Here is a 20,959-nt window from a genome sequence, read left to right on the forward strand (position 1 = left end):
TTTGTAATTCTACATCCATTGCCCTACCTCCCTTGCAGAGTTTTTTCTTCTAATCCTTTTATTTAGAATAACCGGAAAGTGACAGAAGAGGGATAGTAGAAACAATAAATGAATTAATAAAAGAGGAAAAAGGAGAAAAAGTCAGTCCTGGTCATGTAGTCAAAGCTATGATATTGAACGGCTTAGGATTTGTATCAAAGCCACTATATATGTTTCCCCAATATTTTAAAACAATAGCCTGTGAGCATTTAATAGCACCGGGAGTAAAACCATGCGTCCGTTACGGGTTGCCGGAGCTTGTCTGCACGGCTGTAGGCGTAGCCATCGCACGTAGACGCGGAGCAGTTTCCGAAATTAACGCGGTGCTGGAGGCGATCGCTCTTTTTCACACAAGAAATATAACCAACCCGTTAGTAATAATTATCCGTGTGGCTAAAGCATCAGTAAGAAATTTGCTCTAAAAGGGGAAAGTAAGTTGTTGAAGTCAGATTTATGAAGTTGACAGACTGGCCTGCTCTAGCTAACCAAAATACTTCAATTGTGGCTGTGGAGTATCATACGCCTGACAGAATGAAGATATTACAGCAGTTTTACCATTGGGGTGAGGAGCGTTCTTTGTCAATCTTTGTCTGGAATCCTGGTTATTGTGGACTACAGCAATTAATTCAGCATCAAGGTCAGTACATCTTACAGTCAACTGACAGGGGTAAAGACGGGGACATTATTCAGTATCTTTTGGAGGAATATCAACCAGGCATTTATAGCCGTAGTCACACAGTTTAGGACATTTGGAAACGGTGAAAGAAGAGAGTTAGCAATAGTTTTACCTCCTGCCTCCTGCTATATTTACTGGAGAGAATGCTAAATCAGGGTGATGGTAGCAAAATAAGTCAAAGATGTAGCTATCAATTACTCAATGCCTGTCATTAAGCTCTCTGGAGTCAGCAACATCATTACTGGGTGTTATTGGAAACTTACGTTCAACTACCTCTAGAATTACAGCCTTTTATTCCTTTACTGTCAAATCCACTTCCAGACCAACAGCAGGTGCAGATGGTTGTGCAGAGTCGGCTTTTTATCAAAGTAGACCTGGGGAAATTGAGTTTGAGGATTTGCTGAAACAGCGACAAGAATTTACACCAGCTATGGAGCGAGAGTCAGAACAGATACAGGCAATTCGCAATCAGGCTATTTATGCTAAATCTGTAGTTAGTCTGGATGTTTCTCGATTTGCTTATCAGCATCGGGAGTTATTTGGGTGATAAGCTAAACCACATCTAGTTTACATAATCTGAAATTGTACATTTTTGTGGGGTGGGCGTCTCGCACGCCTAATATATGCAAATTAAATGTGGAACAGCTTATGAGTGGAATTTTTGAAATTTAGGTTGTGTCGGATTTTAAAATGCCAATACGAAGTATGGTTGGGATTATTGCTGGGTGGGTTTACATTAACGTGAGTTCGACGGAACTAAAAAATGGCAGGAGGTAGTGCAGGTAAATCTTTTGGGTAAATGTCAATCGAGGGTTTTTTAGGCAAGTAGGTATAAGCACGATTACCAGCCATTAAATTAACTAAAAAGTTAAATGGGCTACGATGACGAGAGTGTTCGATTTGACATATATTTTTCAGATGGTCATTGACCGATTCAATTACAGCACGTTTGCGTAACAGAATCTTATCAATCAGTCTTACCAAACGATTTTTCATTTTCTTCTTAGATTTTGTAACTAACTGCAACCCTCGCTCATATAACTCCTCAAATAGTTTTTGACAAATGTATCCTCTATCACCAAATATTTTACCAATTAAGTCTTTAAGTTATGTCTGTGACTGGTTTTCGGTCATCCATATTCGCTGGGGTTAGTGAAAATGCTCAAAGTTGTATATTTCATTGTGTTCACACTCAACAGTCATTCTGACTTCTTCAATTGTTTAAATTTTTAGTAGTAGAAACAAAAGGACGAACTCATGGCAAATTCAGTTTTCAACTTATCTAACCTCAACGGCAGTAACGGCTTTACCATCAACATCGATAGATTTGAAAATTTAGGCATCGTTAGCGATGCGGGAGACATCAATGGCGACGGTTTTGACGACCTGATCATCGGGGCAAGGAATGCCGACCCCAATGGTTCCTATTCAGGGCAAAGCTACATAGTGTTTGGTAGCCAGAAAAGTTTTGGTGCCCAATTCAACGTCTCCACCCTCAACGGTACAAATGGCTTTGCCATCAACGGTAGCTATTATAGCCAATTAGGCAGGTCTATCAGCAGTGCGGGAGATATCAACGGCGACGGTCTTGACGACGTGATTATCCACGCAGCAGGTAATGGCCAGAGCTATGTGGTGTTTGGCAGCAAGGAAAGTTTTGGTGCCAGCTTTGACGCCTCCACCCTCAACGGTACGTCGGGCTTTGCCATCAATTTTGACAACTCAGAGATCTTTGTCAGCAATGCAGGAGACATCAACGGCGACGGTCTTGACGACCTGATTTTCGGGGCACCTGATGCCGACCCCAATGGCATCTATAATGCTGGGCAGAGCTACGTGGTGTTTAGCAGCAAGAAAAGTTTTGGTGCCGAATTCAACATCTCCACCCTCAACGGCACAAATGGCTTTGTCATTAAAGGTATCAATCCAAGTGACATTTTAGGTACTTCTGTCAGCAGTGCGGGAGACATCAACGGCGACGGCATCGACGACCTGATTATCGGGGCACCAGGTGCCGACCCTAATGGTTCCTATTCAGGGCAGAGCTACGTGGTATTTGGCAGCAAGGAAAGTTTTGGTGCCCAATTTAACCTCTCCACCCTTAACGGTATTAATGGCTTTGCTATTAACGGCATTAATTCAGGTAACGGTTCAGGCCTTTCTGTCAGCAGTGCGGGAGACATCAACGGCGACGGTCTTGACGATCTGATTATCAAGGGTAGGGGCTTCAACAGTTCTGAGGAGAGCTACGTGGTGTTTGGCAGCAAGGAAAGTTTTGGTGCCCAATTCAACCTCAAGACCCTCAATGGCACTAATGGCTTTACCATCAACGGCATCAATGCAAATGAGGTTTCATCTGTCAGCAGTGTGGGAGACTTCAACGGCGACGGTCTTGACGACCTGATTATCGGGGCACCACTTGCCTCCCCCAACGGCGAAAAGTCAGGGCAGAGCTACGTGGTATTTGGCAGCAAGGAAAGTTTTGGTGCCCAATTCAACGTCTCCAACCTCAATGGCACTAACGGCTTCGTCATTAACGGCATCAATTCAGGTGACGGTTCAGGCAGCTCTGTTAGCAGTGTGGGAGACTTCAACGGCGACGGTCTTGACGACCTGATTATTGCGGCAGGAGGTGTCTGGGGCGACGGCATCCCGTCAGGGCGGAGCTACGTGGTGTTTGGCAACCGCGCCCCCGTCCTCGACCTCAATGGCAACTTAGAAGGAATTGATTTTAGCACCATCTTTAGCGGTACTCCCGTCTCCATTGTCGATCCCAACTTTACCCTGAGCGACAACAAAACTACCCTAGCAGGTGCCACTATCACCATTACCAATCTCTTAAAAGGCGCTACCGAAACTCTCAATGCCACTACCATTGGTAACATCACGGCTACCTACAACCCCACCACAGGCACTCTCACCCTTAGCGGCACGGATACCATTGCCAATTACCGACAAGTCCTCAACAGCCTTACTTACAACAGTACAGCTACCACTGTTAACACCACAATTGAGTTTGTCGTCGATGACGGACAGGCTCCTCTTAACACCAGTGTAGTGGCAACTACCACCTTGGGTTCTATCCAGAAATTCATCACGGGAACCACGAGTGCAGATATCCTCACAGGCACACGCAACAATAATATCATCGAAGGAAAAGCTGGTAACGACAAGCTCACTGGTAACGGTGGTCGAGACAAATTCATCTTCCGTCCTGGCGATGGCATCGACACCATCACCGACTTTGGCGGCGTTGGTAAAGACACAAATCCTTCAGCAGGGGTGATTTCTCAAGTTGACACGCTGGATTTTACAGGTAGTGGATTAACTGCAAAAAATCTGCAATTAAATCAAAATGGCAACAATTTAGAAGTCACTTTTGAAGATGTAAGCAATACTAAAGTCATTCTGGAAAACTTCAAATTAGAAAACTTGGATGATTTACCAGCATCTGATACCAGACCAGCTATTGGCAATATCCTGTTTGATCAAAAGACCAGCATCACTGACAGTTTTGATGTCTTCGATGCCAACTCCACTCAAACTAACTTGTTTAACAAGAACACGGTAACTTTCCTCAATGACCTTAACAATAACATCACGAGTTTTGACTTCTCCAACGATGTGATTAACGGTCAGGGAGGTGATGACATCATCGACGGTAAGAATGGCAATGATTTGCTGCGCGGTGGTACTGGTAATGATACCCTCATCGGTAATTCTGGCGATGATACTCTCGTTGGCGGTGCAGGTGCGGATAGATTTCTTTACAACGGTTATATTAGTCGAGATACCATTACCATTAGTGACTTCAACAGTTCTGAAGGTGACAAGATTGTACTGGATAAGACTAGCTTTAGTGCGATCGATTTTACTCCCGGAACAGGTTTTTTCAGTTATCCAAGTGATTTTCAAGTCACTAATTTAGGCCAAGCCAGCACAGCCAAAATTGTCTATAACCCTGTGACTGGGCAATTGTTTTACAACCCAAATCGCAGTGCAGATGGTTTCGGCAATGGCGGTCAATTTGCGACTTTGGTTGGTGCGCCAAATCTTTCGGCATCTGATTTTATCGGTCTTGCGTAATTCGCTTGGAACAGCAAACTTCGAGTTTGGATTTGTACCACTGTGGCAACCCCCGTTCATTAGTTGTTCCACATAAAAGTTGTATATTTCATTGTGTTCATATTCAACAGTCATTCTGACTTCTTCTATTGTTTAGATTTTTAGTAGTAGAAATAAAAGGACGCACTCATGGTAAGTTCAGTTTTAAACTTATCTAACCTTAACGGCACAAATGGCTTTGCCATCAACGGCATCAATCCAGATGACCGTTCAGGCAACTCTGTTACCAGTGCCGGAGACATCAATGGCGACGGTCTTGACGATCTGATTATCGGGGCAGATGGTGCCGACCCCAACGGCGACTCCTCAGGCCAAACCTACGTGGTATTTGGCAGCAAGAAAAGTTTTGGTGCCCAATTCTACCTCTCCACCCTCAACGGCACGTCGGGCTTTGCCATCAACGGCATCAATGAAAATGACTCCTTAGGCAACTCTGTTAGCAGTGCTGGAGACATCAATGGCGACGGTTTAGACGACCTGATTATCGGGGCAGAAAGTGCCTCCCCCAACGGCATCACCTCAGGGCAAACCTACGTGGTGTTTGGCAGCAAGAAAAGTTTTGCTACCCAATTTAACCTTTCTACTGTCAACGGCACTAATGGTTTCACCATCAACGGCATCAATTCAGTTGACTCCTTAGGCAACTCTGTTAGCAGTGCCGGAGACATCAACGGCGACGGCATTGGCGATCTGATTATCGGGGCACCTTTTGCCGACCCCAACGACATCAGCTCAGGGCAAACCTACGTGGTGTTTGGCAGCAAGAAAAGTTTTGGTGTCCAATTCGACCTTTCCACCCTCAACGGCACGTCGGGCTTTGCCATCAACGGCATCAATGAAAATGACTCCTTAGGCAACTCTGTTAGCAGTGCCGGAGATATCAACGGCGATGGTATTGACGACCTGATTATCGGGGCAGATAGTGCCTCCCCCAATGGCGACACCTCAGGGCAAACCTACGTGGTGTTTGGGAGCAAAAAAAGTTTTGGTGACCAATTCGACCTCTCCACCCTCAACGGCACAAATGGCTTTGCCATCAACGGCATCAATCCAGATGACCATTCAGGTTACTCTGTTAGCAGTGGCGGAGACATCAACGGCGACGGTATTGACGACCTGATTATCGGGGCAGAATATGCCGACCCCAACGGCGACTCATCAGGGCAAAGCTACGTGGTGTTTGGCAGCAAGGAGGGTTTTGGTGCCAAACTCAACCTCTCTACCCTCAACGGCACAAATGGCTTTGCCATCGACGGCATCAATCCAGATGATCGTTTAGGCTACTCTGTTAGCAGTGCCGGAGACATCAACGGCGACGGTTTTGACGACCTGATTATCGGGGCACCCCTTGCTGATCCCAACGGCACTAGTTCAGGGCAAAGCTATGTGGTGTTTGGCAGCAAGGAAAGTTTTGGTGCCCAATTCGACCTCTCCACCCTCAACGGCACAAATGGCTTTGTCATCAATGGCATCAATGAAAATGACCGTTCAGGCTACTCTCTTGGCAGTGCCGGAGATATCAACGGCGACGGTATTGATGACCTGATTATCGGGGCACCCTTTGCCGACCCCAACGACATCAGCTCAGGGCAGAGCTACGTGGTGTTCGGCAACCGCGCCCCCGTCCTCGACCTCAACGGTAACTTAGAAGGAATTGATTTTAGCACCACCTTTAGCGGTACTCCCGTCTCCATCCTTGATAGCGACTTTACCCTCAGCGACAACGACACTACCCTAGCTGGTGTTACTATCACCATTACCAATCTCTTGAATAGCGCTGCCGAAACTCTCAATGCTACTGCCATCGGCAACATCACGGCTATCTACAACCCCACAACAGGCACTCTCACCCTTAGCGGGACGGATACCATTACCAATTATCGACAAGTCCTCAGCAGCGTTACCTATAATAGTACAGCTACCACTGCTAACACCACAATTGAGTTTGTCGTCAATGACGGGCAAGGTTTCAGTAACACGAGTGCAGTGGCAACCACCACTTTGGGTTTTGTCCAGAAATTGATCACGGGCACAAGTAGTGCAGATATCCTCATCGGCACACCCAACAACAACATCATCGAGGGCAAAGCTGGTAACGACAAGCTCACAGGTAATGGTGGTCGAGACAAATTCATCTTCTCAATAGGCGATGGCATTGACACCATAACCGACTTTGGCGGCATCGGTAGAGATTCAAATCCATCAGCGGCGGTAATTGCTGAAGTTGATACCTTGGATTTTACTAGATTAGGATTAACTGCGAAAAATCTGCAATTAAATCAAAATGGCAATAATCTAGAAGTCACTTTTGAAGATGTAAGCAATACCAAAGTCATTCTGGAAAACTTCAAATTAGAAAACTTGAATAATTTATCAGCATCTGATACCAGCCCAGCTATTGGTAATATCTTGTTTGATAACCAGAGGGGCATCGTTGACAGTTTTGATATCTTCAATGCCAACTCCACTCAAACTAACTTGTTTAACAAGAACACCGTTACATTCCTCAATGACCTTAACAATAACATTACGGGTTTTATAGACTCCGACGATGTGATTAATGGTCAGGGAGGTGATGATATCATCGACGGCAAGGGCGGCAATGATTTCTTGCGGGGTGGAACTGGTAATGATACCCTCATCGGTGGTGGTGGCAATGATACTCTGGTTGGCGGTGCTGGCAATGACGTACTCACAGGGGGTGAGGGTGTTGACAGATTCCTTTACAACACCGATGCTGCTTTTGACAGCACTGATGTTGGTCTAGATAGTATTAATGGGTTCTACGGTGTATTTTTTGCAGCCACTACACAAAGTGACAAGATTGTACTAGATAAGACTACCTTTAATACAATTACTTCTGTTCCGGGAATAGGCTTTAGTAACGAGAGTGATTTTGAAATCACTTCTTCAGCGGGGACTAGCACGGCGAAAATTGTCTACGATCCTGTGAGTGGGCAGTTGTTCTACAACGAAAATGGCAGTACGGCTGGTTTTGGTAGCGGTGGTCTATTTGTGACTCTAAGTGGTGCGCCAATTCTTAAGGCATCTGATTTTATTATCCAAGCATAGTTGGCTTAGAACAGCAAACTTTGAGTTCCAAACAGCAAACTTTGAGTTCGGAACATCAAACTTTGAGTTCTAAAGACCAAACTTTGAGTTCAGCACACCAAACTTCAAGCTTGGAACACCAAACTCCAAGCTTGGAACACCAAAGTTTAATACTATTTCACACAAACCCTGATAGTTAGTAGGAAGTAAGGTGTGTTATGTCGTAGGCGGGAGCACCTTGAATTGTTGATGGTGCGTTGTCACGCAGTACAACGCACCCTACTACATTTAAATTTCTTAACTTATCCAAAATTAAGAAAAACGAATCACATTCGCGCAGCAGACGTACCAGAAGAGTGCAAAAAAAGGCAGCGTGTTGCGTATTTTCTCCCCGTTGTAACGACTGCCGTCACAAAGAAATAAAAGTTTCATATCATATCCGCGATTAAACCTAAGTTTCTTGATTAAGAATTCCGTACAGCACCGTTAGCCTTCAACTTCGGATAAGCAATTCGTTTGTGATGAAATTGCTGCCAAACATCCACAAATATCTGGGCAATTTGTGACATTTCTTCTCGTGTTAGTCCTGAATCTACGAGTTGATTCTCTTGCCATTTGGCACGCAGAATATTGTTGAGCATTGCTAAAGCTTGTTCGGTAGAAACATCTTTGAGCGATCGCTTCTCTCCTATAGATTTAGCCGAGACTTGCAGCGATCGCAGCGCTGCTTCGCAAGAATCTGCTAACATGACAATTCCGGTTTCCCGTGATTGAGGAATTGGACCATCGTAGCGAAAATCTGCGTCGTCTACAGTTAGACTTGGATCTGACTGAGCCATTTGCTGGGCTTGATGATAGAAATAAGCAATCACCATCGTTCCTTGATGCTCTGGAATAAAAGCTTGAATTGCCGTAGGTAAAAGGTGTTTACGCGCCATCACCAACCCTTCAGTTACGTGCTTTTTGATAATTTCTGCACTCTTCCAAGGATCTTTAATCTCAGTATCGTGTTTATTCGGCCCTCCCATTTGATTTTCAATAAAGCTAACAGGGTCGTGCATTTTGCCAATATCGTGATATAATGTACCAGCTCTGACTAGTTCAACATTGCATCCTAATTCTTTGGCAGCAGCTTCAGCAAGAGTAGCCACGAGCAGCGTATGTTGAAAAGTTCCCGGAGTTTCAGTAGCGAGTCGTTTTAATAAAGGGCGGTTAGGGTTCGCCAGTTCTGCTAGGCGAATTGGGGTAACTAAATCAAAAACTTTTTCTAGATAAGGACTCAAACCCAAGGCGATAATACTCCAGCCTAAGCCAGATAAAGCAAATAATCCCGCTTCTTGGAAGACAATATACCAGGTTGAACCAAATACTTGACCAATTAAAATTTTAACAATCAGGTAAATGCCACCCTGAGTTAAGGCGATCGCCACACCTAATAATGCCAACTCTTCACGCGATCGCAATCGTTGGGCAATGTAACTACCTAATATTGCTCCTCCTACACCAGCTAAAAGCGCAGCCTTGCTCATATCGAAGCTAATGGCTAATATCGGCCACAGTAGGCCGACAACTGTCAACCCCAAAGTCGGGCCGTAAAAGCTTCCCAACAATAAACCAAGGGCGCTCCAAGTGGTATAGGGCAATCCGATTACAATTACTCCTGGTACACTCAGAGTTAGCAATAACACTAATAAACGATCGCGTTGTCGCAATTCGTAATCAATATGGCGTTCTACCCAGACAAAAATGCCAATAGCGATCGCAATAACGCCTGCTAACTTCACCAATTCCTGCCACTTTATCTCCCGACGAATCAGGTGATAATACTCCAGTACCTCAAAGTTCCATGCAGTAATCTGCTCTCCTTTTTTGACAATTACCTCACCATGCCGTACCTTCACCATCGCACGTGGCACACCAGCCGCAGCCTTTTGAGCATTTTGCCTGGTTTGTTCTTCATCTGTTTGCAGATTCGGCTTGAGTACAGCTAACAACAGGTTCTTTGCCAATGTTTCAGTGGATTCTGGTACAAAGGTCTGTAATTGTAAACTCACTGCATCTTGTAAGATACTTTTTGGCAGTCCCTGTGGAATGCCTTGGGTGAGAATCCGCTCTATACTCTGATGGATTCCAATTTGTGTTTTTTCCCATTCCACATCTGACAAATCCAAAAGTAGAGATTCCTCGTATACTGCTTCTGGGGTAAGAGTCTTTAACTGTAAAAGTTTGGCAGTAGCTTGGCTATATCTTTGGCGTGTTTGGGAAATTTGGGCAATTAGTAAAGACAACCTTTTCTCAGAAGTTGTGAGGCGGTAAGATTCTAGTTCTGCTACAGCTTGAGTAAAATCAGTATTTTGAGAAAAATCTACTGGCTCTGTTTTTTCTCGACTCTGGATATCAAATTTAGATGTGATACGCGGCTGGCGTTTCTGATTAGGTGCAGCTATGGATAATGGACGGGATGAAGCGGCGCTTCCTTTCTTGTGCTGATTTTTATTCTTTTCTACAGCCGATAGTAGTGCTTGCCATTCTATCTCAGGACAAGAGCGGAAGTAACGTTGGGTGGAGATGGATAAAACTACAGGATCAAAAAAAGGAAAAGCTCCAGCAACAGCGCGAATTTCGTTGCCATCATCTAGAAGTTGTTGCAAATTTTCGTTGATTTTTTCGTTGATTTGTGCATCAAGCTTCAACACTTGTAAGGAGCTTGTACTGACAGCTTTGCGCTCGGCTTCTGTTTTTTTCTGATCTTCGATACTAGCTGTGTAAGGCGCTGTAATCGTTCGGGGCGCGGGATGTCCGACTTGGAGTTGAGTCTGATTGTATAATTTATGTCCAATAATACCTGTGAGGGACAATACAGCGATCGCCAAAATCACCGAGTAACGCTGTTTATATACCCAATCTAAAGCGACTGCATAAATACTATTCTTAGTTTTAAGCGATTTTGCCTTTGACGTTAGCGCTCTTTCTTGTTTTCGGCGTTCGTTTTTCTCATTGGTTTTTGATAAAAACAGAAATACATTCTTGAGCATAGTCCTTAGAAGTTTCCTTCTATGGGTTTTACCTTTAGGACTTTTCATTAACTTTCCCTTACGGCATAGTGTTTTGTACTGTTGCCGCCAGTGAGTCAATTGCTGGTTCAAGAATTGCAAAAATTTATGCATTTTCATTATCTCTACCTGCAATTGCCGACTTTGATAGTTCAAAAAAAGACAATCATCAGGAAAGTTTGATCTGCGGCTGCTGCAACTCTGTGGCGCGGCTTTTTTTATTGCTGATTTGCCACAATAGCTAGCTACAGAATCAGTCCAAGGGTTTACTGAAAAATTCTAGTATATGAAACTAATACACTGTGGCGGAAGTTTGCCTACTTTTAACTTCTTATCTGGTTAGTTTAAGATTAACGCGACCGAATAACGCGAGGAGCTGCGTAGACTGAAAGCAAAGCCACCTCACATCCCTCGTCTGTTAACTCTTTTGGGTTTAAGGTAAGATTATACACTCCTGACCACACCCCCACAAATGTATCGCTTAATTCTAACATTTGGGAAAAGCTAGTTAGTCCCCATGCTGGAGAATTCCTCTGCAAGAGCAAGACTTGCCAATTTACAGGAATTCCGCCTATACCGTTGTATGCTCCTGACAAAGCACCAGCAATTGCACCTGTAGCCTGTGAGCTTATAAGCGTAGCATCTGGCACTTGAAAATTATGATTGTGAGTAGCCTGTAAAAGTGTCAGGCGAAAGTCTTCTAACGTACTCAAAAAGCAATAGAATGCCATAGCAATAGTGTTACTAAGTTTTTCTTCCTTAGCAAACTCAGCTTGCGTCGTTGATAATCCTGCCCCTTGCTCTAATAAATTCTGGACTCTTAATAATTTTTTTGGTATTGATGTCGGTGTTTCGCCGATAAAAGAAATTGTTTGTGGGATAAGAGTTAGAGGGTCAAGTTTTTCAGTTAGGGCAAGAGCGAGCGCATATCCTAGTGCTAGAGTTCCATCCCTGATTACTGGGTCATCTTCCCAGATTTTCAGCACACGCAGCAAGTTTTGTCGGAGCTTAATCGGATTTTCGTGAAAGAAGAGTGTTATTGGTAATGTAGCAATAATTATTTTTATCGAGATGTTATTAGTTGCTGCTGAATGATGAGATTCTTCTTGCTGACGCTTTATCCAATCATCTAAGTCTAATCTACCCAAGGCAATCAAACTCTGGATACCCAGAACTGCCATTCTGCCTAAATCTAGGTAACTCTCAAATTGTACTTTCCCATCAGAAACTAAACTTCCTCCCAGAAATGCTCCGAGTAAAGTTCCTTTAAACCGACTTATAGGAGAGTAACGCATAAATTCTGTAGTTAAAAGTGAGGAATGAGGAGTTAATGAAATATTACTAATTCCTAACTTTACTACCAACTAGCAATTTCTAACTCTTGTACAGACGCGATTAAGCGCGTCCCTCCTAACTTTTAACTCTCAAATGATCTATCAAAGCTTGTAAACCCAATAAGTAACTTTGAACGCCAAAACCACTTATTTGTCCGATCGCAACTGGGGCGATGTATGAATGATGGCGAAAATCTTCCCGGCGGTATATATTACTCAGATGTACTTCTACTGTGGGCAAATTAACAGCAGCGATCGCATCTCGTAATGCCACACTTGTGTGAGTATAAGCTCCTGCATTAATCAGAATTCCCTGATGTTGCCCTAAGGCCCCATGAATAGTATCTACCAAAATACCTTCATGATTTGATTGCAAATGAAAAACTTTCGCCTGTAATTTGAATGCTTCTTCTTCTAACAGGCGGTTAATTTCAGCTAGTGTCAACGAACCATAAATTCCTGGTTCTCGCTGTCCTAGCAAATTTAAGTTTGGTCCGTGCAGTGCCAGAATACTTAAGGGTCGTAACGTCGATTTTACCACTGTAGGGTTAGTGGCGACGGCGCGAGCGATCGTTCACTGGAATCGGAATCAGTTCCGGTTCCGGTTCAGCCTCTGGCCCTAATAAGCTTTCAATTAGCCTACGAGCTAATTCCTTAAGCTTTTCCAGCACCTTTTCTATATAGTCCATGAACTGATCGCTCCTGAGATACTACCTCAATTTTTGATTAACAGGTACGCAGAAAATGACATACTTTCGCACCTCTGGCTTCCAATCGGGCTGATATACAATCCCGAATTTGGGACATAAGCCACTTCTAAAATTTAGCAGTTGTGTTTTCCTTACTTTTTAGAGTATCACACTTGAACCTGCCGAAGTGTATCCTATCAAGGATGGATATCAAGGGTCAAGACTTAAAAATCGGACTTTAGATAGACTATTGAGTATGAATTTTAGATTTTAGATTTGGGATTAAGAGAATTTTTAGATTCATACCTCGCCCATTAGGGACTTCCAAATAAAAAATAATCAATTGTTTTGGTAAGCAGGGGGAGAAATTGGATAGTAGCGTTGGATGGAGGAATTGAGTAATTTAATTCTTGGATATCCATTATGGGCGGGCGAAATAAATCTAAAATCTCAGAGACGCTTACGCGAACATCGCTAACCTATCGTTAGCGTCAATCTAAAATCTAAAATTGTTTGAGTTGCCACTAGCCTTCTGTGCCTTTTTTCTTTGCAGTGGTTGTTGATGATTTAGCAGTTGACTTAGATTTGGAAGTCGTTGATTTACTCGTTTTGCGAGTCGATTTCCCAGTCGAGGTCTTAGCTGCCAACAAGTTCAGCGCCGCCGCCAGGGTTACATCTTCTACCGTTTGACCCTCTGGGATACTGACATTAGTTTTGCCATGCTTGATATAAGGCCCATAAGGTCCATCGTAGATATTAATTGTTTCCCCGTCCTCTGGATGCGTACCCAATTCGCGTAAGGCTGCTTTTGACTTGCTGTTGGTGGAACTGCGTCCCTTTTTTGGTTCTGATAACAACTCCAATGCACGTTCTAAGCTAATTGTCAATACATTGTCAGTAGCTTTTAAAGAGCGGTAGTCTTTCCCCTCCTTACCCTGGTCATGAACCACATAAGGGCCAAAGCGTCCCAAACTTGCTTGGATTTTGCCGCCAGTAACTGGATGAACTCCTAACGTTCGGGGTAGTGCCAATAGACCAACAGCCATTTCCAGGGTAACGGTTTCTGGGGTGACACCTTTGAGTAGAGAGGCTTGTTTCGGTTTGGGGTTTTCGTCGGTTTTGTCACCCAATTGGACATAAGGCCCGTAAGCACCAATTTTCACATAAATTGGTTCGCCAGTTTCGGGATGACGACCTACTTGGTCAGGGCCAGTGGTCTTTTGCCGCAGCAATACTTCTACTTGTTTGGGGTCGAGGTCAGCTGGCGTCAGGTCTTTGGGAATTGAAGCGGTGATCACTCCCTCACCATTTTCGACTTCAATATAGGGGCCATATTTCCCAATGCGGACTTTGGCATCTAAATTTTCCAGTTCTACAGTCCTAGCTTTGGTGGCATCAATTTGACTTTCCTGCTCTTTTACCAGGGTTTCCAGTCCTTTTTCTCCTAAATAGAATTTCTGCAAGTAGGGTAGCCATTTCGCTTCACCTGTGGCAATGTCATCAAGGGTTTGCTCCATCTTCGAGGTGAAACTAGGATCAACAACGTCCGGGAAATGTTTCTCCAGCAAGTCGGTGACGGCAAAAGCGGTGAAGGTGGGAATGAGAGCGTTAGTCACCAAATGGGCATAACCCTTATCGATGATTGTGCCAATGATGCTGGCGTAGGTACTGGGACGACCGATACCTTCGCTTTCTAGGGTTTTCACTAAAGTTGCTTCAGTATATCTAGCTGGCGGTTGGGTTTCGTGCCCAACGGCTTCTAGGTCTGTGCAATTTGGATGATCTCCCACTTTCAGATTCGGCAAAATTACTTCCTGGTCTTCCAGTGCTGCTTCTGGGTCGTCTGAACCTTCTACGTATGCACGTAAGTATCCTGGAAAGTCAATCCGTTTGCCAGAAGAACGGAATCCAGCGTCTTCGACTTGCAATTGCACGGTAATTTGAGTTTGCCGGGAATCAGCCATTTGACAGGCGACAGTCCGCTTCCAAATCAAATCGTAGACAGCAAGTTCCCGACCACCCAAACCAGTTTCTTGAGGGGTACGGAAGCTGCTACCTGCTGGACGAATTGCTTCGTGCGCTTCTTGTGCGCCTTTGGATTTGGTAGTGTATTGCCGGGGTTGGGGACTGAGGTATTGTTGACCGTAAAGCTTTTCTACACAACTGCGAGCAGCTGCGATCGCTTGATTTGACAAATGCACCGAATCTGTCCGCATATAGGTAATATACCCTTGCTCGTACAAATTCTGGGCAACGCGCATGGTGTCGCGGGCTGAGAGGCGCAGTTTCCGGTTAGATTCTTGTTGCAACGTCGAGGTGGTGAATGGTGGCGACGGTTTGCGCGTCACAGGGCGTTCTTCAATGTCGTTAACATTCCAGGTTTTCCCAGTTAAGCGTTCTTTAAGCGCTACCGCTTGTTCTTCGTTGAGCAACAAGACATTGCGACCTGCGATAATTTGTCCGGTTGCGGCGTCAAAATCACTACCATTAGCGATTTTGGTTCCTTCCAATGTTACCAACTGGGCAGCAAAGGGGGTTTTTTCCTTGGACAAACTAGCTTTCAAATCCCAGTACGTACCCTCATGGAAGGCGCGGCGTTGGCGTTCCCTAGTAACTAAAAGCCGCACAGCTACAGATTGCACTCGCCCAGCAGATAATCCCCAGGCGATTTTTTTCCATAGCAGGGGAGACAGGGTATAGCCTACAAGTCGATCTAAAATCCGCCGCGTTTCTTGAGCGCGAACCAACTGCTCATCAATATCCCGGCAGTCTTTGAGAGCTTTTTTGATTGCCTCTTGGGTAATTTCGTGAAACACCATCCGCTTAGTCGGAACTTTTGGTTTCAGCAATTGGTATAAATGCCAACTAATGCTTTCACCTTCCCGGTCTTCGTCCGTTGCCAGAATCAGTTCATCTACATCTTTGAGGGCATCTTTGAGCTGGGTGACAATTTTCTTTTTGTCTTTCGGGACAACATATACCGGTTCAAAGTCGGCGTCCACATTTACCCCTAGCTGTGCCCATGTTTCCCCTTTAACGGCAGCGGGAATTTCACTAGCCGACTGGGGTAGGTCACGCACATGACCCATAGACGCCTCCACGCGATAGCCTGATGGCAGGTAGTTGCGAATGGTACGAGCTTTGGTTGGAGATTCGACGATGACAAGAGTTGACATGGAAATTTCAATAAAAAGAATAGCTGCGAAGCTAAACAGTCAAATTGAGGTAATTTTTGCAAATTGTCAAGATCAAAGGTCACGCTTAGGGCAGTGATTTAATCCTCACATAAACCGCCTGCTTGGGAGAAAACCTGCTGAACTTATGGCCCACCAGTCTGTCCCAGAGGATAAATGAGGGTACGCTGGGTTTTAATTTCCAGCTATTTCAATCTTTAACTTATCTAACGCATAATTGGCGACTACAGTTTTAAAAATTTGGGGACTGAGGACTGGGGACAAGGAGAATAACTAATGCCCAATACCCAATGCCCTACTTTAATAAAGCCTGTGCCAAAATTAAATCAAACTTGAGAGCAAAAGCGAAGTGGGATTTATACCCATGTCAGGAAAGCAAAACTATGCAACCAATTCGTCAGGGTGATGTTATCTTAATGCCTGTGCAACAGGTTGAAGGACAAAAAATACCTCACTTAACTTTGGCAGAAGGCGAAGTTACTGGGCATAAGCATCGCATTACTGAGGGAAACGCACAATTATACGAGAAAGATAGCACACTTTATTTACGTGTGTTTTCAGAGTTGGCATTACTTGCCCATGAGGAGCATAAAGCTATTTCTATTCCCCAAGGTGACTGGATGGTGAAAATTCAGCGAGAATACGAGCCTGAAGGTTGGCGTTATGTCGCTGATTGAAAAGTTAACGCCTGAGCAAGAGGCTTTGATTCCAGTTTATCGGGAAAAGTGGCGGAAAATTGCGCTTTCAACAGAGAAGATAAATAAGAAAAAAGCTGTAAAATCGGTAAATAAAGCGTACGCTTTAAATGATTTAGCTAAACCTGAGATTATATTTGTTGATAGTCCTAGTGCTATATCCTTAATCCGTTTTAATGTATGGATAGAACCAAGAGGAGAATTAGACAACTACCTTTCAAGTCAGTTTCATAATCAACTTGAAAAATCTCTTTGGAACAAAATTTCGGTAAAGCTTTTTTGTGCTATTAACATTGACCACAAAATATTAATAGATTTATATTCTTCACTAGAATATTCAATTGTACAAAAAAGATTTAAAGTAGATGGATATAATAATTTTGACCCCAAATACTGGTTAGCTTCTAGCTGTTTATTTGATTTTTGTATTTCTGTTTTAAATTGTGCTTATCCAGCAAGACATTTGCAAGCTATGCAGGATGTAGCTGAATATTGTGGCTTAATTTTTTGTTCAGAGAGTCTAGTCGTTATCTGTGAGCGTCCGACTAAAATTTCTTTCGACAATCAAAATCGCCTCCACGCTGAAGGTGAACCCGCCATTGAATTTACCGATGGATATAGCCTCTACTCATACCACGGTGTGACCTTGCCTGAAAAATACGGTAAAATCCACCCGCAGCAATGGCAAGCTGAATGGCTTTTAACAGAAGAAAACGCCGAACTACGCCGAGTGTTAATTCAGGGTATTGGTTACGCCCGAATTTGCCAAGAATTACAAGCTATTGAATTAGATACTTGGCATGAATACACACTATTAGAAATTGATAACAATGTGGATATCGAGCCGATTTTTTTATTAAAAATGACTTGCCCTAGCACAAGCTTTATTCATGCCTTGCGAGTTCCACCAAGTATGAACTCAGCGTGTGAAGCGATTCGCTGGGTTAATTGGGGAGTAGATCCAGAGGAATTTAGTGTGCAAACTTAATTGCTTAAAAGATTTTCCCCATTTATAACGGGTTAATAACTACCTAATTTCTTGATAAAATCTCCATGTTCAGCAGACTGCAAACCTGCTTGTAAAACCTTCAACACCCTCTGCATATTACCTGCTAATAACTCCGTCGCCGCTAACCACAACCCTGGAAATACCCGACTTCGCAAAATGCCTTCATTGTCAGGTACTAATTCCAGATATTCACCCTGTTCAAGAAAAAACCAAGTCAATTTTTGGTCTAAAACTTGCCAAACAATATATTCTTTGACACCGTTGCGACGATAAGCCTGTTTTTTGCCATGAAGATCAATAGCCGCACTACTAGCAGCAATTTCCACAACTAACTCTGGCGCACCTTCAATATAATCATCTTCACTCAGCCGCGTTTGACCACCTGCTTCCGGTTCAATCAACAGAACAGCATCGGGTTGAGGTTCGTTATCTAAGTCTAAGCGGACGGTAGGTTCAACTCCCAACGCTACACCAAGAGTTGCAGTTTCGTAAGTACCAAGCCATGTCAAAATCCAACCATGCGGTTGACCGTGACTTCGGAAACGCCCAGCAGCAGGCATAATATAGACAATCCCTTCGGTTAATTCAGCTTTTTTCAAGTTAGGGGTGGCATTATAGCGACGCTCAAACTCGTAGCGGGTAAGTTTGTCGCCATTTTCCAAAGGAGGAATTGTCCAAAGCTGGGAGGGGGTTTTCACCATAATTGTTGTGAAAATGAGCTTGTGTACATCTTAGCGAATTAGGTAAAAACGCAACTGACTAGGGAATGAGAGATTAATCAACAAATTTACCGGAACATTAAGATTTTTTTCCAAAATCACCAGTAATATTGTTTAAATTGATAGCTGCATCCCAAGCATTAAATGAGTTTCAGCTATATCGCCTCACCTAAAACCCGCAACAAACCTTATTTTTTTTCAGCCAGCAGGTTTGAGAAAATCAGAAACGATTTAATAATCAAGCACTTATAAGTAGATGGGCTGAATTCAAAGATAATACCTCTCTCCAAACCTCTCCCCTTCCTTACCAACGGCACGCTGGGCGATGCCTACGGTGGTAAACTACGCACCGAAGGGGTTGGTGGTAAGCTCTATCTTATATTTTTTACGCCCACTTACTTAGTTATTTGAGTTTAAAAGGGAAACACAAACATGAAATTAGCTTACTGGATGTATGCTGGCCCAGCCCACATCGGCACTCTGCGAATCGCTAGCTCTTTTAAAAATGTTCATGCGATCATGCACGCCCCCATTGGCGATGACTACTTTAACGTCATGCGCTCCATGTTATCGCGGGAGAGGAATTTTACTCCGGTGACAACCAGTGTCGTCGATCGCAACGTTTTAGCCCGTGGCTCTCAAGAGAAGGTGGTAGATAACATCGTCCGTAAGGATGCCGAAGAACACCCAGATTTGATTGTGTTAACTCCCACCTGCACCTCCAGCATTTTGCAAGAGGATTTGCACAACTTTGTCGAACGGGCGCAGTTGGAAGCTAAAGGAGATGTCATGCTGGCGGATGTGAACCACTACCGCTACAACGAACTGCAAGCCGCCGATCGCACTTTGGATCAAATTGTCCAATATTACATCGAAAAAGCCCGGAAGCGGGGCGAATTGGCAGAGGGCAAAACAGCAAAGCCCTCGGTTAACATTATCGGTACTACCACCCTTGGTTTTCACAATAATCACGACTGTACCGAACTCAAACGGCTGATGGCTGATTTGGGAATTGAGATAAATACTTTAATTCCCGAAGGTGCTTCAGTGAATGACTTGAAAAAGATGTCCCAAGCCTGGTTTAACCTAGTGCCTTACCGCGAACTCGGTTTGACCACAGCCCGTTACCTAGAAGAACAATTTGGCACACCTTATATAGACATTACTCCAATGGGTGTAGTGGAAACTGCCCGTTGTATTCGCAAGATTCAGCAGGTAATCAACGCTCAAGGCGCAGAAGTTGACTATGAAGACTTCATCAATGAGCAAACCCTGTATGTCTCTCAGGCTGCTTGGTTCTCCCGTTCGATTGACTGTCAAAACTTGACTGGCAAAAAAGCTGTAGTCTTTGGTGATAATACCCACGCTGCGGCTATTACCAAGATTCTGGCGCGAGAAATGGGGATTCATGTTGTTTGGGCTGGAACCTACTGTAAACATGATGCAGATTGGTTCCGCGAACAGGTTAGCGAGTATTGCGATGAAGTGCTAATTTCTGAAGATCATGGTGCAATTGGGGATGCGATCGCTCGTGTCGAACCCTCTGCCATTTTCGGCACACAAATGGAACGCCACGTTGGTAAGCGCTTGGATATTCCTTGCGGCGTAATTGCTGCACCAATCCACGTCCAAAACTTCCCCATTGGTTACAAACCATTTATGGGTTACGAAGGCACGAATCAAATTACAGATTTGATCTATAATTCCTTCACTTTGGGAATGGAAGATCACCTGTTAGAAATCTTCGGCGGTCACGATACCAAAGAAGTTATTACTAGAGGAATTTCTGCTGATTCTGATTTGAATTGGACAAAAGATGGTCAAGCAGAATTGAATAAGATTCCGGGATTTGTTCGCGGCAAAGTGAAGCGTAATACTGAAAAATTTGCCCGCGATCGCGGTTTCAAGGAAATTAACGCAGAGGTATTGTACGCCGCCAAGGAAGCTGTCGGAGCTTAGTTTCAGAGCTTAACAATATCAGCAGTCAACTTCCAAGGCTGACTGCTGATAGTATTATGTAAGTAGAGCTAGCAAACTACTTAGTCTTTTTGTTTAGTGTTTTGATTAGTTCAATAATCAACTTCAATTGGATTTGGGAAAAGTAACTTATTAAAATAATGACGGGTACTGCAATTCCTCCATACATCAATATGGGGATTGAAACTACAGGTGGGAGTGGTGTTGGAGGATCGGAAGAGATAAGCATCCCCTGCTGTTTTTCTACTTTCTCCACTGTCTTTTGGGTGTAAACGTCGTATTCAGATTTTTGGTAAAAGGAGGGTGAAGACTGTAAAAAACTAATTCCGTTATTTTTATTCATAGGTTAAAACCCACTAAATTCATACTTTTCAGACTAAAGCCTGTTCCTAATGGGT

General features: G+C 43.9%; 14 protein-coding genes and 2 pseudogenes. 8 read left to right on the forward strand and 8 right to left on the reverse strand.

The genetic code is table 11. The features are described from left to right. Positions 1–80: 80 nt before the first annotated feature. The 3 genes and pseudogenes from V7K79_RS05985 to V7K79_RS05995 form a co-directional block, all read left to right on the forward strand. Positions 81–272: pseudogene (locus V7K79_RS05985) on the forward strand (DUF4277 domain-containing protein); the annotation flags it as partial. A 220-nt stretch (positions 273–492) separates the two neighbouring features. Further along, on the forward strand, positions 493–783 hold the full coding sequence (locus V7K79_RS05990) for a hypothetical protein (protein ID WP_335045621.1): 291 nt from the start codon (positions 493–495) through the stop codon (positions 781–783). A 329-nt stretch (positions 784–1,112) separates the two neighbouring features. Continuing rightward, complete coding sequence (locus V7K79_RS05995) at positions 1,113–1,262, forward strand: hypothetical protein (protein ID WP_335045623.1); 150 nt, start codon at positions 1,113–1,115, stop codon at positions 1,260–1,262. A gap of 209 nt (positions 1,263–1,471) precedes the next feature. Here V7K79_RS05995 and V7K79_RS06000 read toward each other — a convergent pair. Then, positions 1,472–1,877, reverse strand: a pseudogene (locus V7K79_RS06000) (transposase); the annotation flags it as partial. A 95-nt stretch (positions 1,878–1,972) separates the two neighbouring features. On the opposite strand from V7K79_RS06000, the gene V7K79_RS06005 reads away from it, so the two are divergent. Together V7K79_RS06005 and V7K79_RS06010 are read left to right on the forward strand one after the other, a co-directional pair. Further along, the gene (locus V7K79_RS06005) at positions 1,973–4,801 is read left to right on the forward strand and encodes a hypothetical protein (RefSeq protein WP_335045625.1); all 2,829 of its coding nucleotides are present in this window, start codon (positions 1,973–1,975) and stop codon (positions 4,799–4,801) included. 168 nt (positions 4,802–4,969) lie between these two features. Then, complete coding sequence (locus V7K79_RS06010; RefSeq protein ID WP_335045627.1) at positions 4,970–7,912, forward strand: hypothetical protein; 2,943 nt, start codon at positions 4,970–4,972, stop codon at positions 7,910–7,912. A 443-nt stretch (positions 7,913–8,355) separates the two neighbouring features. Here the strand turns inward: V7K79_RS06010 and V7K79_RS06015 are convergent, their stop codons facing one another. The 5 genes from V7K79_RS06015 to topA form a co-directional block, all read right to left on the reverse strand. Next, entirely contained in the window at positions 8,356–11,064 is a 2,709-nt protein-coding gene (locus V7K79_RS06015) for an HD family phosphohydrolase (RefSeq protein WP_335045629.1), read from the reverse strand. Between the two features lie 230 nt (positions 11,065–11,294). Beyond that, positions 11,295–12,239 (reverse strand): ADP-ribosylglycohydrolase family protein, encoded by a 945-nt coding sequence (locus V7K79_RS06020; protein WP_335045631.1) that lies wholly within the window; start codon positions 12,237–12,239, stop codon positions 11,295–11,297. 115 nt (positions 12,240–12,354) lie between these two features. After that, entirely contained in the window at positions 12,355–12,819 is a 465-nt protein-coding gene (aroQ, locus tag V7K79_RS06025) for a type II 3-dehydroquinate dehydratase (protein WP_335045633.1), read from the reverse strand. Between the two features lie 7 nt (positions 12,820–12,826). Next, positions 12,827–12,967, reverse strand: coding sequence for a hypothetical protein (locus tag V7K79_RS06030; RefSeq protein ID WP_012410890.1), 141 nt, complete (start codon positions 12,965–12,967; stop codon positions 12,827–12,829). A 524-nt stretch (positions 12,968–13,491) separates the two neighbouring features. Further along, positions 13,492–16,143: a type I DNA topoisomerase gene (gene topA, locus V7K79_RS06035; RefSeq protein ID WP_335045635.1), complete on the reverse strand. Its 2,652-nt coding sequence runs from the start codon at positions 16,141–16,143 to the stop codon at positions 13,492–13,494. 308 nt (positions 16,144–16,451) lie between these two features. On the opposite strand from topA, the gene V7K79_RS06040 reads away from it, so the two are divergent. Beyond that, positions 16,452–16,838 carry a hypothetical protein gene (locus V7K79_RS06040; RefSeq protein ID WP_335045637.1) on the forward strand — a complete coding sequence of 129 codons (387 nt, stop codon included), beginning with the start codon at positions 16,452–16,454 and terminating at the stop codon, positions 16,836–16,838. Continuing rightward, positions 16,825–17,844: a DUF6745 domain-containing protein gene (locus tag V7K79_RS06045; protein ID WP_335045639.1), complete on the forward strand. Its 1,020-nt coding sequence runs from the start codon at positions 16,825–16,827 to the stop codon at positions 17,842–17,844. Before V7K79_RS06040 ends, V7K79_RS06045 begins: the two co-directional genes overlap by 14 nt. Positions 17,845–17,876: 32 nt before the next feature. On the opposite strand, the gene V7K79_RS06050 is transcribed toward V7K79_RS06045, so the two are convergent. Next, on the reverse strand, positions 17,877–18,566 hold the full coding sequence (locus V7K79_RS06050) for a Uma2 family endonuclease (RefSeq protein WP_335045641.1): 690 nt from the start codon (positions 18,564–18,566) through the stop codon (positions 17,877–17,879). 450 nt (positions 18,567–19,016) lie between these two features. Between V7K79_RS06050 and bchB the strand changes: the two genes are divergently transcribed. After that, positions 19,017–20,543 carry a ferredoxin:protochlorophyllide reductase (ATP-dependent) subunit B gene (gene bchB, locus V7K79_RS06055; protein WP_335045643.1) on the forward strand — a complete coding sequence of 509 codons (1,527 nt, stop codon included), beginning with the start codon at positions 19,017–19,019 and terminating at the stop codon, positions 20,541–20,543. A 76-nt stretch (positions 20,544–20,619) separates the two neighbouring features. Here the strand turns inward: bchB and V7K79_RS06060 are convergent, their stop codons facing one another. Beyond that, positions 20,620–20,904, reverse strand: a complete 285-nt coding sequence (locus tag V7K79_RS06060; RefSeq protein WP_335045645.1) for a hypothetical protein — start codon at positions 20,902–20,904, stop codon at positions 20,620–20,622. Positions 20,905–20,959: the final 55 nt, after the last annotated feature.

The sequence above is a fragment of the Nostoc sp. genome, from assembly GCF_036917575.1.
In the GTDB taxonomy this organism is placed as follows: Bacteria; Cyanobacteriota; Cyanobacteriia; order Cyanobacteriales; family Nostocaceae; genus Nostoc.

Coding starts and splice junctions, on each gene's coding strand:
- V7K79_RS05990 (WP_335045621.1), top strand. CDS start 493: ATGAAGTTGACAGACTGGCCTGCTCTAGCTAACCAAAATACTTCAATT.
- V7K79_RS06005 (WP_335045625.1), top strand. CDS start 1,973: ATGGCAAATTCAGTTTTCAACTTATCTAACCTCAACGGCAGTAACGGC.
- V7K79_RS06010 (WP_335045627.1), top strand. CDS start 4,970: ATGGTAAGTTCAGTTTTAAACTTATCTAACCTTAACGGCACAAATGGC.
- V7K79_RS06015 (WP_335045629.1), bottom strand. CDS start 11,064: ATGAAAATGCATAAATTTTTGCAATTCTTGAACCAGCAATTGACTCAC.
- V7K79_RS06020 (WP_335045631.1), bottom strand. CDS start 12,239: ATGCGTTACTCTCCTATAAGTCGGTTTAAAGGAACTTTACTCGGAGCA.
- V7K79_RS06030 (WP_012410890.1), bottom strand. CDS start 12,967: ATGGACTATATAGAAAAGGTGCTGGAAAAGCTTAAGGAATTAGCTCGT.
- topA (WP_335045635.1), bottom strand. CDS start 16,143: ATGTCAACTCTTGTCATCGTCGAATCTCCAACCAAAGCTCGTACCATT.
- V7K79_RS06040 (WP_335045637.1), top strand. CDS start 16,452: ATGCCCTACTTTAATAAAGCCTGTGCCAAAATTAAATCAAACTTGAGA.
- V7K79_RS06045 (WP_335045639.1), top strand. CDS start 16,825: ATGTCGCTGATTGAAAAGTTAACGCCTGAGCAAGAGGCTTTGATTCCA.
- V7K79_RS06050 (WP_335045641.1), bottom strand. CDS start 18,566: ATGGTGAAAACCCCCTCCCAGCTTTGGACAATTCCTCCTTTGGAAAAT.
- bchB (WP_335045643.1), top strand. CDS start 19,017: ATGAAATTAGCTTACTGGATGTATGCTGGCCCAGCCCACATCGGCACT.
- V7K79_RS06060 (WP_335045645.1), bottom strand. CDS start 20,904: ATGAATAAAAATAACGGAATTAGTTTTTTACAGTCTTCACCCTCCTTT.